Annotated in this window: 17 protein-coding genes; 6 read left to right on the top strand and 11 right to left on the bottom strand. The window is 72.6% G+C overall.

The features are described 5' to 3' along the window. Positions 1 to 92: 92 nt before the first annotated feature. Together VFE82_RS14395 and VFE82_RS14390 are read right to left on the bottom strand one after the other, a co-directional pair. Positions 93 to 761, bottom strand: a complete 669-nt coding sequence (locus VFE82_RS14395) for a hypothetical protein (protein WP_325001006.1) — start codon at positions 759 to 761, stop codon at positions 93 to 95. 109 nt (positions 762 to 870) lie between these two features. Further along, positions 871 to 1,779 carry a restriction endonuclease gene (locus tag VFE82_RS14390; protein ID WP_325001005.1) on the bottom strand — a complete coding sequence of 303 codons (909 nt, stop codon included), beginning with the start codon at positions 1,777 to 1,779 and terminating at the stop codon, positions 871 to 873. Positions 1,780 to 2,348: 569 nt separating this feature from the next. On the opposite strand from VFE82_RS14390, the gene VFE82_RS14385 reads away from it, so the two are divergent. Genes VFE82_RS14385 through VFE82_RS14375 form a run of 3 tightly spaced genes read left to right on the top strand, consistent with a single transcriptional unit; the run spans position 2,349 to position 5,230 of the window. Next, entirely contained in the window at positions 2,349 to 3,500 is a 1,152-nt protein-coding gene (locus VFE82_RS14385; RefSeq protein ID WP_325001004.1) for an aminotransferase class V-fold PLP-dependent enzyme, read from the top strand. A 36-nt stretch (positions 3,501 to 3,536) separates the two neighbouring features. After that, positions 3,537 to 4,472, top strand: a complete 936-nt coding sequence (locus VFE82_RS14380; protein WP_325001003.1) for an ABC transporter ATP-binding protein — start codon at positions 3,537 to 3,539, stop codon at positions 4,470 to 4,472. Further along, the gene (locus tag VFE82_RS14375; protein ID WP_325001002.1) at positions 4,469 to 5,230 is read left to right on the top strand and encodes an ABC transporter permease; all 762 of its coding nucleotides are present in this window, start codon (positions 4,469 to 4,471) and stop codon (positions 5,228 to 5,230) included. Before VFE82_RS14380 ends, VFE82_RS14375 begins: the two co-directional genes overlap by 4 nt. Before the next feature lie 68 nt (positions 5,231 to 5,298). Here the strand turns inward: VFE82_RS14375 and VFE82_RS14370 are convergent, their stop codons facing one another. The 4 genes from VFE82_RS14370 to VFE82_RS14355 are packed head-to-tail and all read right to left on the bottom strand — an operon-like array spanning position 5,299 to position 9,155. Further along, complete coding sequence (locus tag VFE82_RS14370) at positions 5,299 to 5,976, bottom strand: RraA family protein (RefSeq protein ID WP_325001001.1); 678 nt, start codon at positions 5,974 to 5,976, stop codon at positions 5,299 to 5,301. Between the two features lie 49 nt (positions 5,977 to 6,025). Then, entirely contained in the window at positions 6,026 to 7,279 is a 1,254-nt protein-coding gene (locus tag VFE82_RS14365) for an alpha-hydroxy acid oxidase (protein ID WP_325001000.1), read from the bottom strand. Then, a complete protein-coding gene (locus tag VFE82_RS14360) occupies positions 7,276 to 8,199 on the bottom strand; it encodes an NAD(P)-dependent oxidoreductase (protein WP_325000999.1) in 924 nt (307 codons plus the stop codon). The genes VFE82_RS14365 and VFE82_RS14360 overlap by 4 nt, the downstream gene beginning before the upstream one ends. Further along, complete coding sequence (locus VFE82_RS14355; protein ID WP_325000998.1) at positions 8,196 to 9,155, bottom strand: tripartite tricarboxylate transporter substrate binding protein; 960 nt, start codon at positions 9,153 to 9,155, stop codon at positions 8,196 to 8,198. The genes VFE82_RS14360 and VFE82_RS14355 overlap by 4 nt, the downstream gene beginning before the upstream one ends. Before the next feature lie 96 nt (positions 9,156 to 9,251). Here VFE82_RS14355 and VFE82_RS14350 point away from each other — a divergent pair, with 96 nt between their 5' ends. After that, positions 9,252 to 10,151, top strand: a complete 900-nt coding sequence (locus VFE82_RS14350; protein ID WP_325000997.1) for a LysR family transcriptional regulator — start codon at positions 9,252 to 9,254, stop codon at positions 10,149 to 10,151. 18 nt (positions 10,152 to 10,169) lie between these two features. On the opposite strand, the gene VFE82_RS14345 is transcribed toward VFE82_RS14350, so the two are convergent. Together VFE82_RS14345 and VFE82_RS14340 are read right to left on the bottom strand one after the other, a co-directional pair. Next, entirely contained in the window at positions 10,170 to 10,589 is a 420-nt protein-coding gene (locus tag VFE82_RS14345) for a DUF1294 domain-containing protein (RefSeq protein ID WP_325000996.1), read from the bottom strand. 11 nt (positions 10,590 to 10,600) lie between these two features. Then, complete coding sequence (locus tag VFE82_RS14340) at positions 10,601 to 12,130, bottom strand: amidase (RefSeq protein WP_414708768.1); 1,530 nt, start codon at positions 12,128 to 12,130, stop codon at positions 10,601 to 10,603. Between the two features lie 68 nt (positions 12,131 to 12,198). On the opposite strand from VFE82_RS14340, the gene VFE82_RS14335 reads away from it, so the two are divergent. Both VFE82_RS14335 and pncB read left to right on the top strand, forming a co-directional pair. Next, positions 12,199 to 15,096 carry a PAS domain-containing protein gene (locus VFE82_RS14335; protein ID WP_325000994.1) on the top strand — a complete coding sequence of 966 codons (2,898 nt, stop codon included), beginning with the start codon at positions 12,199 to 12,201 and terminating at the stop codon, positions 15,094 to 15,096. A 309-nt stretch (positions 15,097 to 15,405) separates the two neighbouring features. After that, on the top strand, positions 15,406 to 16,599 hold the full coding sequence (gene pncB, locus VFE82_RS14330; protein WP_325000993.1) for a nicotinate phosphoribosyltransferase: 1,194 nt from the start codon (positions 15,406 to 15,408) through the stop codon (positions 16,597 to 16,599). 58 nt (positions 16,600 to 16,657) lie between these two features. On the opposite strand, the gene VFE82_RS14325 is transcribed toward pncB, so the two are convergent. From VFE82_RS14325 to VFE82_RS14315, 3 genes are all read right to left on the bottom strand, one after another. Continuing rightward, positions 16,658 to 16,795, bottom strand: a complete 138-nt coding sequence (locus VFE82_RS14325; protein WP_325000992.1) for a DUF3096 domain-containing protein — start codon at positions 16,793 to 16,795, stop codon at positions 16,658 to 16,660. A gap of 136 nt (positions 16,796 to 16,931) precedes the next feature. Further along, entirely contained in the window at positions 16,932 to 17,438 is a 507-nt protein-coding gene (locus VFE82_RS14320) for a GAF domain-containing protein (protein WP_325000991.1), read from the bottom strand. A gap of 113 nt (positions 17,439 to 17,551) precedes the next feature. After that, positions 17,552 to 18,310 (bottom strand): helix-turn-helix transcriptional regulator, encoded by a 759-nt coding sequence (locus tag VFE82_RS14315; RefSeq protein ID WP_325000990.1) that lies wholly within the window; start codon positions 18,308 to 18,310, stop codon positions 17,552 to 17,554. Positions 18,311 to 18,328: the final 18 nt, after the last annotated feature.

The following is an 18,328-nucleotide window of genomic DNA, read 5'->3' as shown; positions in this document are numbered from 1 at the left end:
ACGTTGCGCCGCCGCCGCGTTGGGTCGTCGCATGAGCTCGGGACAGGGCGAGCGGCGCGGCGCCGGTGCCGGCGGCCAGCGCGACGTGCCGTCTACAGCTTCATCGGCTGGGTCTTCTCGAAACCGCCGTCGTCGTCGGCGCGCCGGAACGCCGCATCGCGTTCGCCCAGCAGCTGCTCGAGCCGGCGGCGGGTGTCCGCCGTGCCGTCGGGGCCGATCCGGGTGGGTCCGCTGATGACGTCGGCGCTGCCGCCCTCCACCACGCCCGCGGCTGCGGGCCCGGCCACGGGCCTGCCTTCTGCGCCCGGCTGGACGGTCCAGCTGCCCGGCGGCGGCAACGGCGGGCAGGCCGAGTCGTCGGTCAGCTCGAACTGCCACGACATGCCCATCAGCCAGCCCTCGGCCGCGGGGTCCATCGCCTGCACGCGGTCCTGCATCTGCTGCTGGAGCGCCACCGTGTACTGCAGCAGCTGCGGTTCCCAATGCAGCACGCTCAGCCGCACATGGACGCCATGCTCGCGGTTGCGCGAGGCCATCGTGAGCGGGTCGACGCGGATCCAGTGCAGGGGGATGCCGTGCTGCAGCAGGGTGTCCCGCGCCGCAACCCGCACCAGCTCCTTGCGAACGGTCTGCGGGGTGCCGCCGTCCTGCGTGGAGGCGGCCAGCCGCGAGTGCGACGAACGGTTCGGTGCGGCTGCCGCCGCAGCCGCACCGGACGGCGTGCCGCCGGACCGGGCGAACATGCGCTGCAACATACCCATGGGGAGATCCTTCGCGCCGCACGGGCGCCTGCCATTGTCGCGCTGGAGTATGCGCGTTTTCGCCGGGCCGGCCCAGCCCTGGAGCACACCCGGTGCGGCGTGTGCCGCATCAGTCGCGGGCGTGCACCGGCAGCGTGAAGCGGCAGCGCGGCGCGTCGGCGCAGGTCCAGAGCGGCTCGCGGCCGCGCCCGGACGCCGATTCGACCATCTTCAGTCCGCAGCGGACGCAGGTCGGACGCCAGTACTCGCCCTGGTAGGCCAGCTGCAGCAACTCCGACTGCTGCGGCGGCGTGCGCAGGCCGATGCGCTGCAGCAATCCGGCGCCATCGAGCGCGTCGATTCCCTGCTCCGATGCGAACCGCTGGGCGTCCGGGGTGAAGCTGCCGCCGGTGGCGAGGATGCCGCGTCGCAAGCCGCTGGCCGCCACCTGGTGCCGGAATGCACGCACCTCGTCGATCCCGACCAGCCCGGCCGGATGGCGGCAGAGCAGCAGCGCGACGGGCCTGTCCGGGCCGCCGGACGACTGCCACAGCTCGATCGGCCCCGCCGCCGCGCCGGTGTCCTGCGCCCGCAGGCCGGCCAGGGCGAACAGGCGGACGCAGACCGCCTCGAACCGTTCCCATTCGATGTCCCGGAAGACCCGGGACGACCAGGCCGGCTCCGGCGGTCGAAGGCCCCGGTGCGCGGACGCCAAGCCGGTGTCCGGCGCCAGCGCGCTGCGCACGAAATCGGTCGAGTCGCCGACCAGCCAGGTCGTGGCGCCGGCCCCCTGCGGCTCCTGGTCCTGTCCGCGGGGCCGCAGCGCGTGGCCGACCAGGGCGAGCAGCACGCCCAGGAGGACCAGCAACGCGAGCGGGGCGCGCAGCGGGCGGCCCAGCGAGCGCAGCGTCGCCGACTCCGTGCCGGCCAGCGCCAGCGACAGCAGCAGCATGACGCCGGCCAGCGCCACCAGGCCGAAGCCCAGCACCAGCAGTGGTCGCGACGGTCCGGCCGTCCTGGTTCTTGCGTCGTCTGCCATTCCAAGCCCCTTGCGACGCCAGTGTAGGGGCAGCGCAAGGGGCGCTCCGCATGGCATCGGCCGGGCGACGTCCGAGATCGGGCCGAGAGCGCAAGGAGACACCATGCGCGCAACACCCTCGACCCGGTCCGGCGCGGCCTGCGGGCCCTGGCGGCGGCCGCCATCCTCTGGCCACTGGCCGGCGCGGCGGCCGACCTCCCGGTGCCCGCGAGGCGGACCACGTGGCCGGCGACCACGATCCGTCGCCGCTGCTGGAGCGCATCGTGGCGCCCGTGCTCGCCATCGACGCGGCCGACGACGAACGCAACCCGCCCGAGAACGGGCTCATGGAGCGCGAGCGCAAGCGGCTGAAGTCCGCCCGCGACGTGCTGATCCCGGCCAGCGGGCAGACCCGGGCCATGCCACCACGGCCGGCACCCGCGGGTGGAAGGCCGAGCTCGCGGACGCGCTGCGGGGCATGCCGAGGCGCGGGCGCGAGCGCTCGGGGCAGGGACGGCCAGCGCCGCCGAGCACGACCGCCGGTGCGGTGCTAAGCTGCCCGGGTTCCGATCCAACGACACGAGACAACCATGCCCGGACTGCTTCCCGACGTCGATCCCGACGGCCTGCTCGAGTTCTCGGTGGTCTACACCGACCGCGCGCTCAACCACATGTCGCGCTCCTTCCAGGGCGTGATGACGGACATCTCGGGCATCCTCAAGGAGGTCTACGGCGCCCACTCGGCCGTGCTCGTGCCCGGCAGCGGGACGTTCGGCATGGAGGCCGTGGCGCGCCAGTTCGCCGGCGGCAAGGACGTGCTGGTGCTTCGCAACGGCTGGTTCAGCTACCGGTGGACGCAGATCCTCGAGATGGGGAACATCCCGGCGTCGCACACCGTTCTGAAGGCCCGCCGCACCGGCAGCGGCCCGACCGCGCCCTGGGTGCCGGCGCCGATCGCCGAGGTCGCCGCCACCATCCGCGAGAAGAAGCCGGCGGTCGTGTTCGCGCCCCACGTCGAAACCGCGGCCGGGATGATCCTGCCCGACGACTACCTGCGCGGCGTCGCCGACGCGGTGCATGCCGTCGGCGGGTTGTTCGTGCTGGACTGCATCGCGTCCGGTGCCATGTGGGTCGACATGCGCGCGACCGGCGTCGACGTGCTGATCTCCGCGCCGCAGAAGGGCTGGAGCAGCTCGCCCTGCTGCGCGATGGTGATGCTCAGCGAGCGCGCCCGCCAGGCGATCGAGGGCACCACCAGCAGCAGCTTCGCCTGCGACCTGAAGAAGTGGCTGCAGATCATGGAGGCCTACGAGAAGGGCGGCCACATGTACCACGCCACCATGCCAACCGATGCGCTGGAGCGCCTGCGCGAGACCATGAAGGAAACCCGGGCCTACGGCTTCGCGAAGGTGCGTGCCGAGCAGGAGGAGCTGGGCCGCAAGGTGCGGGCGCTGTTCGAGAGCCGCGGCTTCGCCAGCGTGGCCGCCGACGGCTTCAAGGCGCCCGGCGTGGTGGTGAGCTACACCACCGACCCCGACATCCAGTCGGGCAAGAAATTCCTCGACGAAGGCCTCCAGACGGCCGCCGGCGTTCCGCTGCAGTGCGACGAGGGCGCCGAGTTCAAGACCTTCCGCATCGGTCTGTTCGGCCTGGAGAAGTGGCACAACGTCGACCGCACCGTCGGCCAGCTGTCGGCGACGCTCGACCGGCTGGGCATCGTGGCGCCGGCCAAGGCGGCCTGAGCGTTGCCCGGGCTGGCACCCGCGTCCGGCGGCGCGATGCCGGACGCCGTCCTTTCGATCGCCGGACTCTCCAAGACCTACGGAACGGGCTTCCAGGCGCTCAGGCACGTCGACCTGGAGATCCGGCGCGGCGAGATCTTCGCGCTGCTGGGCCCGAACGGCGCCGGCAAGACGACCCTGATCAGCATCGTCTGCGGCATCGTCAATGCGAGCGCCGGCCGGGTGATGGTCGACGGGCATGACAACGTCACCGACTACCGCGCGGCGCGCTCGCTGGTCGGTCTGGTGCCGCAGGAGCTGACGACCGACGCCTTCGAGACGGTGTGGAACACCGTCTCCTTCAGCCGCGGCCTCTTCGGCAAGCCGCCCAACCCTGCCCACATTGAGAAGGTGCTCAGGGACCTGTCGCTCTGGGACAAGCGCGACAACGCGCTGCGCACGCTGTCGGGCGGAATGAAACGCCGCGTGCTGATCGCCAAGGCGCTGTCGCACGAGCCGCGCCTGCTGTTCCTGGACGAGCCGACCGCCGGTGTCGACGTCACGCTGCGCCAGGACATGTGGCAGCTGGTGCGGCGCCTGCGCGAGGGCGGCGTCACCATCGTGCTGACCACGCACTACATCGACGAGGCCGAGGAGATGGCCGACCGCATCGGCGTCATCCGCGGCGGCGAGATCATCCTGGTCGAAGACAAGGCGGAGCTGATGCGCAAGCTGGGCAAGAAGGAGATGACGCTGCAACTGGCACAGCCGCTGGAGGCGCTGCCCCCCGCGCTGGCCGGCCTTCCGCTGGCGCTGGGCGCCGGCGGCCTCGAGCTGACCTACACCTACGACGCCAAGGCGGAGCACTCGGGCATCACCGAGCTGCTGCAGGCCCTGGAGGCGGGCGGCGTCGCGTTCAAGGACCTCAAGACCCGGCAGAGCTCGCTGGAGGAGATCTTCGTGAGCCTGGTGCGCGAGCAGGAGCAGGCATGAACCTGCATGCCGTGCTGGCGATCTACCGCTTCGAGATGGCGCGCACCTTCCGCACGCTGGTCCAGAGCATCGTGTCGCCGGTGGTGTCGACCTCGCTCTACTTCATCGTGTTCGGCTCGGCCATCGGCTCGCGCATCCCCGAGGTGGGCGGCGTGAGCTACGGCGCCTTCCTGGTGCCGGGCCTGGTGATGCTGTCCCTGCTCACCCAGAGCATCAGCAACGCGTCGTTCGGGATCTACTTCCCCAAGTTCACCGGCACCATCTACGAGCTGCTGTCGGCCCCCGTCTCGACCCTGGAGATCGTGGTGGCCTACGTCGGGGCGGCCGCCACCAAGTCGGTGATCCTGGGCGTCACCATCCTGGCCACTGCCGCGCTGTTCGTGCCGCTGAAGATCCTGCATCCCGGCTTCATGGTGCTGTTCCTGGTGCTGACCGCGCTGACCTTCAGCCTGCTGGGTTTCATCATCGGGATCTGGGCCGACGGCTTCGAGAAGCTGCAGTTCATCCCGACGCTGATCGTGACGCCGCTGACGTTCCTGGGCGGCAGCTTCTATTCGATCGAGATGCTGCCGCCGTTCTGGCAGAAGGTGACCCTGTTCAACCCGGTGGTCTACCTGGTCAGCGGCTTCCGCTGGAGCTTCTACGGCCTGTCGGACGTGCCGGTGGGCCTGAGCCTGGGCGTGACGCTGCTGTTCATGGCCTTGTGCCTGGCCGCCGTCGGCTGGATCTTCAAGACCGGCTACCGCCTCAAGAGCTGACGGGGCGGCGATCGGCGGCACGGCATCCCCGGTGCCGCACCGGAGGCCGCCCCGGTCCCGGCGGACGTTCACCGCGGCGTGGGATCGCAGCCGATGCGACGCAGCGTCGCATCGATCCACGAGGTGTCGAGCTTGCCGGCGGCGATGTCGGCCAGCGTCTTGGCCTCCGCCGCGGCCTTGGCGGTCGCGGCCGTCAGGACTGCCTCGGCGTCGTCGTACGGCACGCACAGCACGCCGTCGGCGTCGCCGACCATCAGGTCGCCCGGCTGGACCACCATGCCATCGATGGCGATCGGCACGTTGATCTCGCCAGGGCCGTCCTTGTAGGGGCCGCGGTGGGTCACGCCCGCCGCGTACACCGGGAACGTGCCGGCGGCGATGACGTCCAGGTCGCGGATGGCGCCGTTGATCACGAAGCCGCCGAGCCGGCGCGAGATCGCGTAGGTCGTCATCAGTTCGCCGATCAGGGAATTGGTGAGATCGCCGCCGGCATCCACCACGATCACGTCGCCGGGCTGGGCCATGTCCAGCGCCTTGTGGATCATCAGGTTGTCGCCCGGGCGGCACTTGACCGTCAGCGCGGGCCCGCCGAGGCGGCCGGACCGGTGCATCGGCCGCAGGCGCGGCCCGCCCGCCGTCATGCGGGTCATGCAGTCGCTGATGTTGGCCACCGGCAGCGAGGCGAAGGCCTCGATGTGGTGTGCGCCGATGCAGCGGGTTCGCTGGAGGATCTGCAGTCCGACCATGGGTGTTGCTCCGTGGGATGAAAGGGAAAAGGGACGCGGGGCCGCCGGCTCAGGGCGCCGGGAACGCGGGGACGACCGCGCTGGCATCGAGGCGGTCCAGCGCAGTCAGGCCCAGCAGTGCCATGTTGCGCGAGACCTCCTGCCGCAGCAGCTCGATGCCGTGGAGCACGCCCGCCTCGCCGGCCACCGCGGCGGCGAAGGTGAAGGGCCGGCCCACGAACACGAAGCGGGCGCCCAGCGCCAGCGCCTTGAGCACGTCGCTGCCGCGGCGCGCGCCGCTGTCCAGCATGACCGGCAGGCGCGGGCAGGCGGCCACGATGCCGGGCAGGGCCTGCAGCGGCGCCACTGCGCCGTCGAGCTGGCGCCCCCCGTGGTTGGAGACGATGATCCCGTCGACGCCGGTGTCGGCCGCCTGGCGCGCATCGCGCGGATCGAGCACGCCCTTGACGACCAGGTGGCCCGGCCAGCGCTGGCGGATCCGCGCCAAGTGGCGCCAGCTCAGGTGGCCCCGGTCGGAGAAGTCGCGCTCCACGTTGGGCGACAGGATGGGCGCGCCACGGGTGGCGTAGCTGTTCTCGAAATGCGGCATGCCGTGCAGCGCCAGCGTGCGCAGGAAGGTGCCGAACAGCCAGCGCGGGTGCGACAGCCCCTGCCAGGCCAGCCGGGCCGAGGGCCGCAGCGGGATCGTGAACCCGGCGCGCACGTTGTTCTCGCGGTTGGCGCCGACGGCGGTGTCGAGCGTGATCACCAGGGTGCCGTAGCCGGCCGCCTGCACGCGCTGCAGCAGGGCCTCGATGGCCGCATCGTCCCCCGGCAGGTAAGCCTGGAACCAGGCGTCCGGGTTGGCGCGCGCGACGTCCTCCAGGCGGATCAGGGACGAGCCGCTCATCACCATCGGGACGTTCTCGCGCCGGGCAGCTTGCGCCAGCACCAGGTCGCCGCGGTAGGCCGACAGCGCTGCCAGCCCCATCGGCGCGATGCCGAACGGCGCGTCCCAGCGGCGGCCGAACAGGGTGGTCGCGGTGCTGCGGCGCGAGATGTCGACCAGCACGCGGGGCACGAAGGCGTGGCGCTGGAACGCCTCGCGGTTCATGCGGAAGGACTGGTTGGTCTCGGCCGCGCCGGCGACATAGGCATAGACCTGCGCCGGCAGGTGCCGGCGCGCCGCGGCTTCGAAGTCGTCGAGGCACAGGATGCCCGCGTGGCGGCGCGCCAGCGCGGGCCGGGGCTCGGTCGACGGCAGCGCCTGCAGGGGCGGATGCTCCCGGGTGGCCTGCAGGCCGGCCGCGACGCGCTCGTTCATGCCGGCTCCGAAGCGGCGCGCGGCGGCTCGCCGCCTCGTTCCTGCACCAGCTGCGCCAGCGCGATCCAGTCCCAGTCGGCGCGGCCGCTCTCGCACAGCTCGTCCAGCAGCCGCTCGGCCAGGCTGGCCGTCGGCAGCACGGCGCCGCTGGCATGGGCCGTCTCCAGCGCCAGCCGCAGGTCCTTGCGCATCAGCCGGGCGCGGAAGCCGGGTTCGAACGCGCCGTCGATGATGCGCGGCGCATGCTTCTCGAGCGAGAAGCTGCGCGCCGTGCCGCCCAGCAGCACGTCGCGCACCAGGGTGGGGTCGACGCCTTCCCGCCGGGCCAGGGCAAGGGCATCGGCCACGCCGAGCAGGGCACCGGCCACGGCGACCTGGTTGCAGGCCTTGACGGTCTGGCCGGCGCCGCTGGCACCGGCATGTGTGATGGTCTTGCAGAACGCCGCCAGCACCGGGCGGCAGGCTTCCAGCACCTGGGCATCGCCGCCCACCATGCAGCCGAGCGTGCCGCTCTCGGCGCCCTGCTGGCCGCCGCTGACCGGCGCGTCGAGCAGCCAGACGCCGCGCTGCTGCAGCCGCACCGATGCCTGCCGCGCCGCACCGGCGGCGATGGTGCTGGTGTCGACCACCACGCTGCCCGGCTGCAGGACGGACGCAAGTCCGTCGGGGCCGAACAGCACGGCCTCGACCGCGGCCCCGTCGGGCAGGCTGAGGAACACCAGCTCGCAGTCGCGCAGGTCGGCGAGCGAGGCGGCCGCCGTCGCGCCCGCCTCGACCAGTGCCTGCGCCTGCTGAGGCCGGCGCGCGAAGACCCGGGGCCGTGCGCCGTGGCGCAGCAGGCAGCGGGCCATGCCACCGCCCATGACGCCAAGCCCGACGAAGCCGATGCGCGAGCCGGGCGAGAGGAGGGCCGGCTTCATCTGGCGATCGCCTTGCCGATCAGGTCGTACGCTTCGACGACCTCCTTCTGGAACGCCGCGCCGTCCGCATAGTCCTGCGTCAGCCCCGACTTGGCGACGTAGTCCTTCCAGGCGTCGGTCTGCATTGCCTTGCGGAAGCTGTCGTGCAGGTAGCGCACCACGGGCGCGGGCAGGCCGGCGGGCCCCATCAGGCCCTTCATGTTGTCCAGCGCGACCGGCACTCCCACCTCGATCATGGTCGGCACCTGCGGCAGCGCCGGCAGCCGCGTGCGCGAGAACAACGCCAGCGGCCGCACCCGGCCGGCATCGATCATCGGCTTCATCTCCTCGTAGGCGCCGAAGGCCGAATCGACCTGGCCGCCCAGCAGCGCGTTCATCGAATCGGCGGCGCCCTTGTACGGCACGTGCAGCAGCTTGATGCCGGCCTGCTTCTCCCACACCAGGCCGGTGGCGTGGAAGATGCCGCCCTCGCCGGTGGAGCCGTACGACACCTTCTCGGGCGCCTGGCGTGCCTCGGCCAGCAGTGCCTTCATGTCGGTGAACTTCGAGTCGGCCCGCACCGCCAGGATGCTGGGAGCGCGCGAGACCTTGATCACGGGCGTGAACGACTTGCGCGGGTCGTAGGGCAGCGGCTTGAAGTTGCCGACCGCGGTGGTTTCGCTGCCGCCGCCGACGAACAGCGTGTAGCCGTCGGGCTTGGCTTCGGCCGTGGCCTGCGCCGCGATGGCGCCCGCGGCGCCCACCTTGTTCACCACCAGCACGGGCACCGGGATGATGCCCTTGGCGGCGAACGACAGCTGCCGGGCGATCTGGTCGGCCGAGCCGCCGGGGGCGAAGCCGACCAGGATGGTGATCGGCTGCGTGGGGGTCCATTCCTGCGCCCAGGCCGGGAAGGCCAGCGCGGCGGCGGCGAGAACGCCGAGCCCGCGCCGCGTGAGCAGCGGCTTCATCGTCATGGCTTGTCTCCTGGTTGTTTTCCGGACGATTCTGCCGAGCGGGGCTCTTTCAGGAAAGTGATAAAACAGAAAGCTCCACCATCGAATTTCTTCACCATGACGCTCAAGCAGCTGGAGGCGTTCTACTGGGCCGCGAGCGCCGCCAACTTCCTGGTGGCGGCCGAGCGGCTCCACGTGTCGCAGTCGACGCTGTCCAAGCGCATCGCCGAGCTTGAGGCGCACCTGCGCGAGCCGCTGTTCGATCGCAGCGGCCACCGCGCGGTGCTGACCGACGCGGGCGAGCAGCTGCTGCCGCTGGCCCGGCGGATGCTCGGACTGGCCGACGAGATGCGCTCGCTCGCGGCCGGCGGCGCCGGCCTGCGCGGCCATTGCCGCTTTGGCGTCGGCGAGCTGGCGGCCCTGACCTGGCTGCCGGACCTGGTCGCCTTGACGCGGTCGCGGCATCCGGAGCTGGTGCTGGAGCCGCAGGTCGACCTGGGCCAGGCGCTGGAGCGTCGGCTCGAGAGCGGCGAACTCGACTTCGCGGTGGTGGCGGGCTATTCGTCGCGCGGCGCCATCGCCAGCGAAGCCATCGCGCAGGTGCGCTTCTCGTGGGCCGCGGCGCCGGCGCTGGTCGGCGCCCAGCGCGCGGTCAGCGCGCGGCTGCTGCAGGACACGGCGCTGGTCACGATGCCGCCCGCGGCCGGGCCGGCACGCATGCTGGAGCACTGGCTGGCGGTCAACAACCTCGAGGCGGGACGCCGGTTGACCTGCAACAACCTCGCCGCGATCGCCAGCCTGGTGGCGGCTGGGGTGGGCATCGGCCTCTTTCCCAATGGCTGGCTGCGCCGCATGGAAGAGCGCGGCGCGGTGGTGGAGCTGCGCAGCCGGCCGGCGTTGCCGACCTTGGAATACACCTTCCAGTGGCGGCGCGACGACTCGCGGCCGCTGCTGGCCCGCATGCGCGAGGCCGTGGCCGCCACCGTGGATTTCAGCAAGCCCAGTCCGCTCTGGTGAGGGCGGCCGGGTGCCGACTCAGGCCGGACCGGGCGATCCGAGGCGCCACCAGCCGAACCAGGCCAGCGCCGCGCAATGCAGGACCACGGTGGCCCAGTAGACCTGCCGGAAGGACGCCTTCGCCGACTTGTGCCGCAGCACCTGCTGCGCGAACCACGCCCCGGCCCAGCCGCCGGCCAGGCTCCACAGGTGCAGCGTCCTCTCCTGGATGCGCCAGCGGCCCCGCTCGGCCGCGTGCTTGTCCTGCCAGTACGCGAAGAAGGCGAGCAGCTGCAGCAGCGCGGACGCGGCCGGCGTCCCCCAGGGCAGGTGGCCCAGCCAGACGCCGGCGGCAATCGCGCCGGCATAGAGCACCATCAGCGGCAGCGCGACCCCCGCGCCCGACGCCGGCCCGCGCTGGCGCCGCGTGCCGCGGCGGGCGGGGCCAGGACGGACCACGGTCCTGCCCCTCACGCCGCAGCGACCGTGAGCGGCCGTCGCGCCAGGAAGTCGCCCCGCACCGCTTCATAGCCTGCCGCGACGTCCAGCAGGAAGGCGTCGGCGCCATGCCGGGCCACCAGCTGCAGGCCCATCGGCCACCCTCGGGTGGCGTGGAACCCTGCCGGCACGCTGATCGCCGGCAGGCCGGCCAGCGTGGCGTAGATCGTCACTTCCATCCAGCGGTGGTAGGTGTCCATCGCGCGTCCGCCGACGGACCGCGGCCAGCGCTCGCCGACCGGGAACGGCCACACCTGCGCCGACGGCAGCGCCAGCACGTCCCAGCGCTCGAACAGCGACTGCATGTGGTGGAAGAAGCGGGTGCGCACCTGGCTGGCGCGCAGGAACTCGGTCCAGGACAGTCCGCGCGACCCCTCGTACTCCCACAGGGCCTCGGGCTTGATCTTCTCGCGCGCCTGCGGCAGCTGGATCAGGGGATCGAGCCGGGGGCCGACGAGGGCGCGCCGCCAGGTGAGCCAGCACTCCCACAGCCGCGCGGGATCGGTGCCGAGCGCGGCGGATTCGACCAGCGCGCCCGCGGGTTCCAGCTGGCGAAGGGCGTCCTGGCAGGCATCGAGCACCCCGTCCTCCATCGCGAGGTGGCCGCCCAGGTCGCCGAGCCAGCCGATCCGCAGCCCGCGCAGGACCGACGTCGGTTCGGCGTTCGGCTCCCAGGCGAACGGGTCCTGCAGCGACAGCGGCACTCTCGCGTCGTGGCCGGCCTGCGTGGCGAGCAGGCGGCCGAGGTCGTTGACGGTGCGCGCCATCGGCCCTTCTGTGCCGAGCTGGTCGACCCAGACGTCGGGGCCCGGGCCCAGCGGCACCCGGCCCTGCGTGGGCCGCATGCCGAACACGTGGTTCCAGCCGGCCGGATTGCGCAGCGAGCCCATGAAGTCGGAGCCGTCGGCCACCGGCAGCATGCGCTGGGCCAGGCAGACCGCGGCGCCGCCGCTGCTGCCGCCCGCACTGACGGCCGGGTCCCAGGCGTTGCGCGTGGCACCGAACAGGGCATTGAAGGTGTGCGAGCCCAGGCCCAGCTCGGGCGTGTTGGTGCGGCCGACCACGATGCAGCCGGCGGCACGCAGGCGCGCCACCATCACGTTGTCGCGGGACGGCACGTTGCGGGCCAGCAGCTCGCAGCCCTTCGTGGTCGGAAAGCCCGCCACGTCGGCGATGTCCTTGATCGCCTGCGGGATCCCGTGCAGCCAGCCGCGGCTGCGGCCCCTGGAGAGCTCCTCGTCGTGCGAGCGCGCCTGCGCCAGCAGCGCCTCGGGGGCGGCGGGATTCACGATGGCGTTGTAGACCGGGTTCACGCGCGCGATCCGGGCAAGGTAGGCCTCCATCACCTCGCGGCACGAGACTTCGCGCGAGTGGATCAGGCTGGACAGCGTGCTGGCGTCGTGGTCGATGAGGGACATGGTGGTCGGCTCCGGCGCGGACGTTACCACCCGGGGGTGGCGCGGCCGCCAGGGGCTTGCCCGTTGCGGCGTGCCGTGTGGCATGCCGGTCACGGCCGCCGCTGCCGCCATTGCCGTGCGGGGCGGCGCCGGGCATCATCGGCCGCCTGCACATGACCCGCCAAGCCTCGTCCGGCACCGGACCGGACGCCGGACGGCCGACGACGTCGCCGGCCGGATCCGCCACCCCCGCTCCCCGAAGTCTGCCGCTGGCCTGGGTGGTGGTCGCGTTCGCGCTGCTCACCGGCGGCCTGGTCGCGGCAGCCCTGGTGCACCTGCGGATGGAGGCGCTGCGCTCGGGCGAGAAGCTCACCCGCTCGCTGACGCACGTCATCGCCGAGCAGACCTCCCGCACCATCCAGACCATCGACCAGCGCCTGCAACTGGTGGCCGCGCAGCTGCAGGGCCTGGAGGCGGCCGGCCCGCTGGACGAAGCCACCGCCCGCGCCACGCTGCGTGGGCACCTGACGGCGCTGCCGGTCGTGCGCGCCATCTGGATGCTGGATCCGCAGGGCCGCATCGTGTGGGACTCGGACGTCGGCAACGGCGGGGTGGTGCTCGCCGACCGCGAGTACTTCCAGGTCCACCTGGCCAGCCGCTCCTCGGCCTTCCACGTCGCCGCCCCGATCCGCAGCCGCACCATGGGCAACTGGACCATCATCGCGTCGCACGCGGTGCGCTCGCCCACGGGCGCCCTGCGCGGGGTGCTGGTGGCGGCGATCGAGCCGGCCTACCTGCGCGACGTCTGGCGCCCCATCGACCTGGGGCCGGACGGCGCGATCACGCTGTTCCATCGCGGTGGGCGGATGATGGCGCGCAGTCCGTCGTGGCCGGTGCGCACCGGCCAGGACTTCTCCGGGATCTCGCTGTTCACCGAACGCCTGCCCGTCGCGCCGGAAGGCATCTACACCGGGCCGAGCGGGATCGACGGCTTCGCGCGCGTGATCGGCTACCGCGTGCTGCCGATGTACCCGGACCTGATCGCCGCGGTCGGCGTCTCCCGCGCGGAGGTGCTGGCGCCCTGGCGCCGGTCGGCGCTGCTGGCGGCGGCGCTCTGGCTGGTGGCCGTGGCGGCCGCGGGCCTGCTGGCCCGGCAGGTGCGGCGGCATGCGCGGCGGCTCTCCGAGAGCGAGCAGCGGTTCCGCGACCTGGCGCAGGCGATGCCGCAGATCGTCTTCATCACCGACCCTCGGGGCGTGGTGCAGTTCGTCAACCGTCGCTGGTCGGACGCCACCGGGCGGCCGGTGCAGGCGGCCATCGGGGCCAGCTGGCACGAACTCGCGCATGCCGACGATGCGGCCGGGGTCGCCCGTTCCCTGTCGGAGGCGGCAGCGGCAGGCGAGCCGGTGCAGCGCGAGCTGCGCCTGCGGGCGTCCGACGGCAGCCTGCGCTGGCAGCTCGCCCGGGCCGTGCCGGTGCGCGACCGCTCCGGCGCGGTGGTCGCCTGGTACGGCACCTCGACCGACATCCACGAGCTGAAGATGGCGCAGGAGCGGCTGGAGCGGCAGGCGCACCTGCTGGGCATCGCGGGCCGGCTGGCGCGCCTGGGCGGCTGGATGCTGGACCTGGACACCGGGCGGCTGACCTGGTCGGACGAAGCCGCCGAGGTCCTCGACATGCCGCCGGGCAGTTCCCCGCTGGCCGAGGACGTCCTGGCGCTGCTGCGGCCCGACTCGCAGGCCGTCGTGCGCGAGGCGATCCGCGCGTGCGCCGAGCAAGGGCGCCCATTCGACCTGGAGATGGCACTGGACACGCCGGCCGGCCGGCCGGTCTGGATCCGCTCGATCGGCCAGGCCGTGCGCGACGCCTCCGGTCGCGTGGTGCAGCTGCAGGGCGCCCAGCAGGACATCACCCAGCGCGTGCGCCTGCTGGCCGAGATCCAGTCCCTCAACTCCGGGCTGGAGGAGCGGGTGGCGCAGCGCACGCGCGAGCTCGCGCGCCAGGAAGCCCTGTTCCGCTCGCTGACCGAGCAGGCGCCCCAGCCGATCTGGACCACGGATCCGCAGGGCGCGGCCACCTTCTTCAGCCGCGCCTGGTACGACCTGGTCGGCGGCGCACCGCCGCGCTGGCACGGCGACGAATGGATCGAGGTCGTGCACCCGGACGACTTCGAGCAGCTGCGGGCCGACTGGAAGCGCTGCGGGCGCAAGGGCCTGCCGTTCGAGGGACGGCGGCGGCTGCGTGCGCGCGACGGCACCTGGCACACCACCATCTTCCGGGCCACCGCCGTGCGCAACGAGCAGGGCGAGGTCGCGTTCTGGATCGGCGTCGAGAACGATGTCACCGACCTGATGGCCAACCAGGAGGCTTTGCGGCTGGCCAACGAGCAGCTCGAGGCCTTTTCCTCGTCGGTCTCGCACGACCTGCAGGCGCCGCTGCAGCGCATCGGCTCGTTCGCCCAGCTGCTCGAGCGCGAAGTCGCGGCCATGCCGCCCGGCGGCAAGGCGCTCCATTACGCGCAGCGGATCGCTGCGAACGTGGAGCACATGCGCGAGATCGTCACCGGACTGCTGTCGCTGGCACGCGTGGCTAAGGCCGACCTGGTGCGCGGACGCGTCAATCTCAGCGAGATGGCGGGCGAGATCCTCGCGCAGCACCAGGCCGAGGAGCCGCGGCGCCAGGTGCGCTGGCAGATCGAGCCGGGCATGGTGGTGCAGGGGGACGCCCGGCTGCTGCGCTCGGTGCTGGAGAACCTGCTGGGCAATGCCTGGAAGTTCACGGCGCAACAGCCGATGGCGCGCATCGACGTCGGCGCGCTGCGCGAGCGCGGCGAATTCTTCGTGCGCGACAACGGCGCCGGCTTCGACATGGCGCACGCGGGCAAGCTGTTCGGCGCGTTCGAGCGGCTGCACCGGCAGGACGAATTCCCGGGCACCGGCATCGGCCTGGCGACCGCGGCGCGCATCGTCGCGCGGCATGGCGGCCACATCCGCGCGGAGGCGCAGCCCGGCCTGGGCGCCACCTTCTATTTCTCGCTGCCCGTCCAGGACGCGGTCGTCACGCCAGCCTGAGGCGGCACTGCCCGGCATCGGCCGGGTCGACGACGTGCCCGCTGCCTGTGCGGCGGCGCTGGTGCCCCTGCCGATCGTGCCGCGCGACGACACGTCGCCGCAACTGCTGCGGTTCGAGCGCCTGTGACGGGCGCCCGGGTGACCGGTCCGCCCCCGCGCGACTGCCCCGCCGCCGCGACGCTGGCGTGGCGGGCTGCCGCTTCTTTTTCGACGGCTTCGGTCGGGCAGCCGTCGACGTCATCTTTGCCGGATGAGTTCCACCCGCACCCCGCCGGGCGTACGCTGCCGGGCATCTTCGCCGACACCGCCATGACCGCCTTCCAGCCCGTCGTCACCAGCCTGCTCGACAACGATCTGTACAAGTTCACCATGTGGCAGGCCCTGCTGCACCGGCACCCGCAGACGGTGGCCGAGTACGAATTCGTCTGCCGCAGCCAGCCGCAGTTCCCGCTGACTGCATTGCTGCCGCAACTGCAGCAGCAGCTGGACCACCTGTGCAGCCTGCGGTTCCGGGAGGACGAGCTCGACTACCTGTGCAGCCTGCGGTTCATCAAGCCGGACTTCGTCGACTTCCTGCGGCTGTTCCAGTTCCAGCGCCGCTTCATCCGCGCCTGGGCCGAGGGCGACCGCCTGCGCATCCGCGCCTGCGGCCCGCAGGTGCACGTGATGGACTTCGAGATCCACGTGCTGGCCACCGTCAACGAGTTGTACTTCCGCCGCTTCGACCTGGAGGCGGCGCTGGCCACCGGCCGCCAGCGCCTGCGCGACAAGATCGACCTGCTGCGCGCCGTCGACGTCGCGCCGGCCCGAACGCACCCGCTGGAGTTCTTCGACTTCGGCCTGCGCCGCCGCTTCTCCGGCGCCTGGCAGCGGGAGGTGGTGACCACGCTGCGCGACGAAGTGCCCGAATTCTTCAAGGGCACCTCCAACGTGCTGCTGGCCCGCGACCTGGGGCTGGTGCCGATCGGCACCATGGCCCACGAATACCTGCAGACCTACCAGGCACTGGGCGTGCGGCTGCGCGACTTCCAGCGCGCCGCGCTGGAAGACTGGGTGCAGGAGTACCGCGGCGACCTGGGCACCGCGCTCACCGACGTGGTCGGCATGGATGCCTTCCTGGCCGACTTCGACCTGTACTTCGCCAAGCTGTTCGACGGCCTGCGGCAGGACTCGGGCGACCCGGTCGCCTGGGGCGAGAAGGCGATCGCGCACTACCGCCAGCTGCGCATCGACCCGCACACCAAGCGGCTGGTGTTCTCGGACGCGCTGGACACGCCGACGGTGCTGCGGCTGTACGACACCTTCGCCGACCGCGCCCCCACCGGCTTCGGCATCGGCACCCACCTGACCAACGACGTCGGGCTCCAGCCGATCAACATCGTGATGAAGCTGGTGGCCGCCAACGGCCAGCCGGTCGCCAAGATCTCCGACACGCCCGGCAAGACACTGAGCCAGGACGCGACCTTCCTGGCCTACCTGCGGCAGGTGTTCCACATCGCCTGAGCGCGCCCCGGTCGCCCCGGGACGGCATGGCGCGGCGGCGTACCCCGCCCGGCCGGCGTCAGCGGCCGAACAGGCCGACGGCGCCGATCACGATCAGGTAGATGGCGACGATGTAGTTGAGCAGCCGCGGCATCACCAGGATCAGGATGCCGGCGACCAGTGCCGCCACCGGGCCGATGTGGGTCGTGAGGTTCATGGGGTCTCCCTGCAGGAGTGTCCAGTCTAGGCAGGAAGCGGGGCGCGCGCGGCCGGCTGGCCCGTTCGGGCCGGCGTGTCCGGTGCACCGGGTGCGTCGAGCCCCACAGGCGCACGGCGGCAGCACCGTCCAGGCGCTAGGGCGTCGGTTCGTCGCCGTGCTGGTCGGCCGCCATGAAGCGGCGGATGCTGTCCATGCCTTCGCCGGCGCGCAGGCCGGGCGGGGGCAGCACGTCGCGCGGACCGCGCGGGCGGGTGCGGATCGGGGCGAGGCGGAAGCGCTCGCGGTCGATCGCGGCCGAGGCGATGGTGGCCAGGTAGCGCAGGGCGGCGATCTCGCTGCGCGACGGGTCGCGCGGCTCGCGCAGCTGGACGTCGATGGTTCCGAGCACCGCGGTGTTGGACAGGATCGGGAACGACCAGCGGCTCGCGGTGCGGCCACCGGTGCCGGCGCCCGGCAGCCCTTCGATGCAGGCCTGGCGGATCTCGCCGACAACGACGCTGCTGCGGCTGCGGCCCTGCACCATCGCCTGGGCGACCGCCGCCACTTCGGTCAGGACCGCATCGAGCGGTGCGTCGCCCGAGGCCAGTTCGACGAGCCTCGACGAGGCTGCCCAGAGTTGGCTCAGGTCCGTCTGGCGCATGGCAGGTCCAGCATATCGCCGAGCCACGCGGCGCAAGGCAGTGAAATCCCGCGGGTGGCGGCACGCGCCGCGCCGCCGGCCGACGCGGGCGCGGCGGTGCCGGGCGCCGACGCTCACGGTGCGGGCAGGCCGGACCCGGATGGGTTCGCCGGCGGGCCGTCGGTCAGCGCCTGCCAGCGCTCGACGCCCAGCCAGTCGCGCAACGCGACCGCACCGCGGGCCGTCACGGTCAGCGCCCGCGAATCGGGCTTCTGCAGCAGCCACCCCATCTGCAGGCTGTGCGCGCAGAGCAGGGCGCCCAGGCGGCCGGCCAGGTGCATGCGGCGCTCGCCCCAGTCGAGGCACGGCCGGCAGGCGGGCCGCCCGCCGGGGCCCTGCGCATGGACGATCTCCGAACGCAGGCCCAGCCCGGCGAGCACCGGCCCGGCGCGGTCGGTGACAGTGGCGGTGTCCTCGTCGATCACCACGGCGCCCTCGTCGACCAGGCGCTCGGCGATCGCCACCGCGAGGCCGCCGGCCAGGTGGTCGTAGCAGGTGCGCGCCAACCGCATGGCGGCGTCGCGCGGGCCGGTCGCCACGCGCACCGGCGGCGAAGCGGTGCGCGCGGCCAGCTGCATGATGCCTTCGAGCACGCGGGCCACTTCGGCCGAGGCGAGCCGGTGGTAGCGGTGCCGGCCCTGCTGCTGCACGCGCAGCAGCCCGGCCTCCACCAGCAGCCCCAGGTGCCGGCTGGCGGTCGCCGGCGTGACGTGGCCGGCGGTCGCCAGCTCGTTGGCCGTGAGCGCCCGGCCGTCCATCAGGGCCACCAGCATGGCGGTGCGCGCGGGCTCCGCGACCAGGGCGGCGATACGGGCGATCTGGTTGGTGTTCACGGCCGCAGTGTGCCGCAG

This window comes from Ramlibacter sp. (genome assembly GCF_035655895.1).
Lineage (GTDB): Bacteria > Pseudomonadota > Gammaproteobacteria > Burkholderiales > Burkholderiaceae_C > Ramlibacter.
Note: the sequence above shows the minus strand (reverse complement) of the source record. Positions and strands in the feature narration are given on the sequence as shown.

Excerpts from the sequence above, each read along its gene's own strand:
- VFE82_RS14355 (WP_325000998.1), bottom strand. The coding sequence starts at position 9,155 with ATGACGATGAAGCCGCTGCTCACGCGGCGCGGGCTCGGCGTTCTCGCC.
- VFE82_RS14375 (WP_325001002.1), top strand. The coding sequence starts at position 4,469 with ATGAACCTGCATGCCGTGCTGGCGATCTACCGCTTCGAGATGGCGCGC.
- VFE82_RS14385 (WP_325001004.1), top strand. The coding sequence starts at position 2,349 with ATGCCCGGACTGCTTCCCGACGTCGATCCCGACGGCCTGCTCGAGTTC.
- VFE82_RS14320 (WP_325000991.1), bottom strand. The coding sequence starts at position 17,438 with ATGCGCCAGACGGACCTGAGCCAACTCTGGGCAGCCTCGTCGAGGCTC.
- VFE82_RS14360 (WP_325000999.1), bottom strand. The coding sequence starts at position 8,199 with ATGAAGCCGGCCCTCCTCTCGCCCGGCTCGCGCATCGGCTTCGTCGGG.
- VFE82_RS14350 (WP_325000997.1), top strand. The coding sequence starts at position 9,252 with ATGACGCTCAAGCAGCTGGAGGCGTTCTACTGGGCCGCGAGCGCCGCC.
- VFE82_RS14365 (WP_325001000.1), bottom strand. The coding sequence starts at position 7,279 with ATGAACGAGCGCGTCGCGGCCGGCCTGCAGGCCACCCGGGAGCATCCG.
- VFE82_RS14380 (WP_325001003.1), top strand. The coding sequence starts at position 3,537 with ATGCCGGACGCCGTCCTTTCGATCGCCGGACTCTCCAAGACCTACGGA.
- VFE82_RS14335 (WP_325000994.1), top strand. The coding sequence starts at position 12,199 with ATGACCCGCCAAGCCTCGTCCGGCACCGGACCGGACGCCGGACGGCCG.
- VFE82_RS14340 (WP_414708768.1), bottom strand. The coding sequence starts at position 12,130 with ATGCCACACGGCACGCCGCAACGGGCAAGCCCCTGGCGGCCGCGCCAC.
- pncB (WP_325000993.1), top strand. The coding sequence starts at position 15,406 with ATGACCGCCTTCCAGCCCGTCGTCACCAGCCTGCTCGACAACGATCTG.
- VFE82_RS14395 (WP_325001006.1), bottom strand. The coding sequence starts at position 761 with ATGGGTATGTTGCAGCGCATGTTCGCCCGGTCCGGCGGCACGCCGTCC.
- VFE82_RS14325 (WP_325000992.1), bottom strand. The coding sequence starts at position 16,795 with ATGAACCTCACGACCCACATCGGCCCGGTGGCGGCACTGGTCGCCGGC.
- VFE82_RS14390 (WP_325001005.1), bottom strand. The coding sequence starts at position 1,779 with ATGGCAGACGACGCAAGAACCAGGACGGCCGGACCGTCGCGACCACTG.
- VFE82_RS14370 (WP_325001001.1), bottom strand. The coding sequence starts at position 5,976 with ATGGTCGGACTGCAGATCCTCCAGCGAACCCGCTGCATCGGCGCACAC.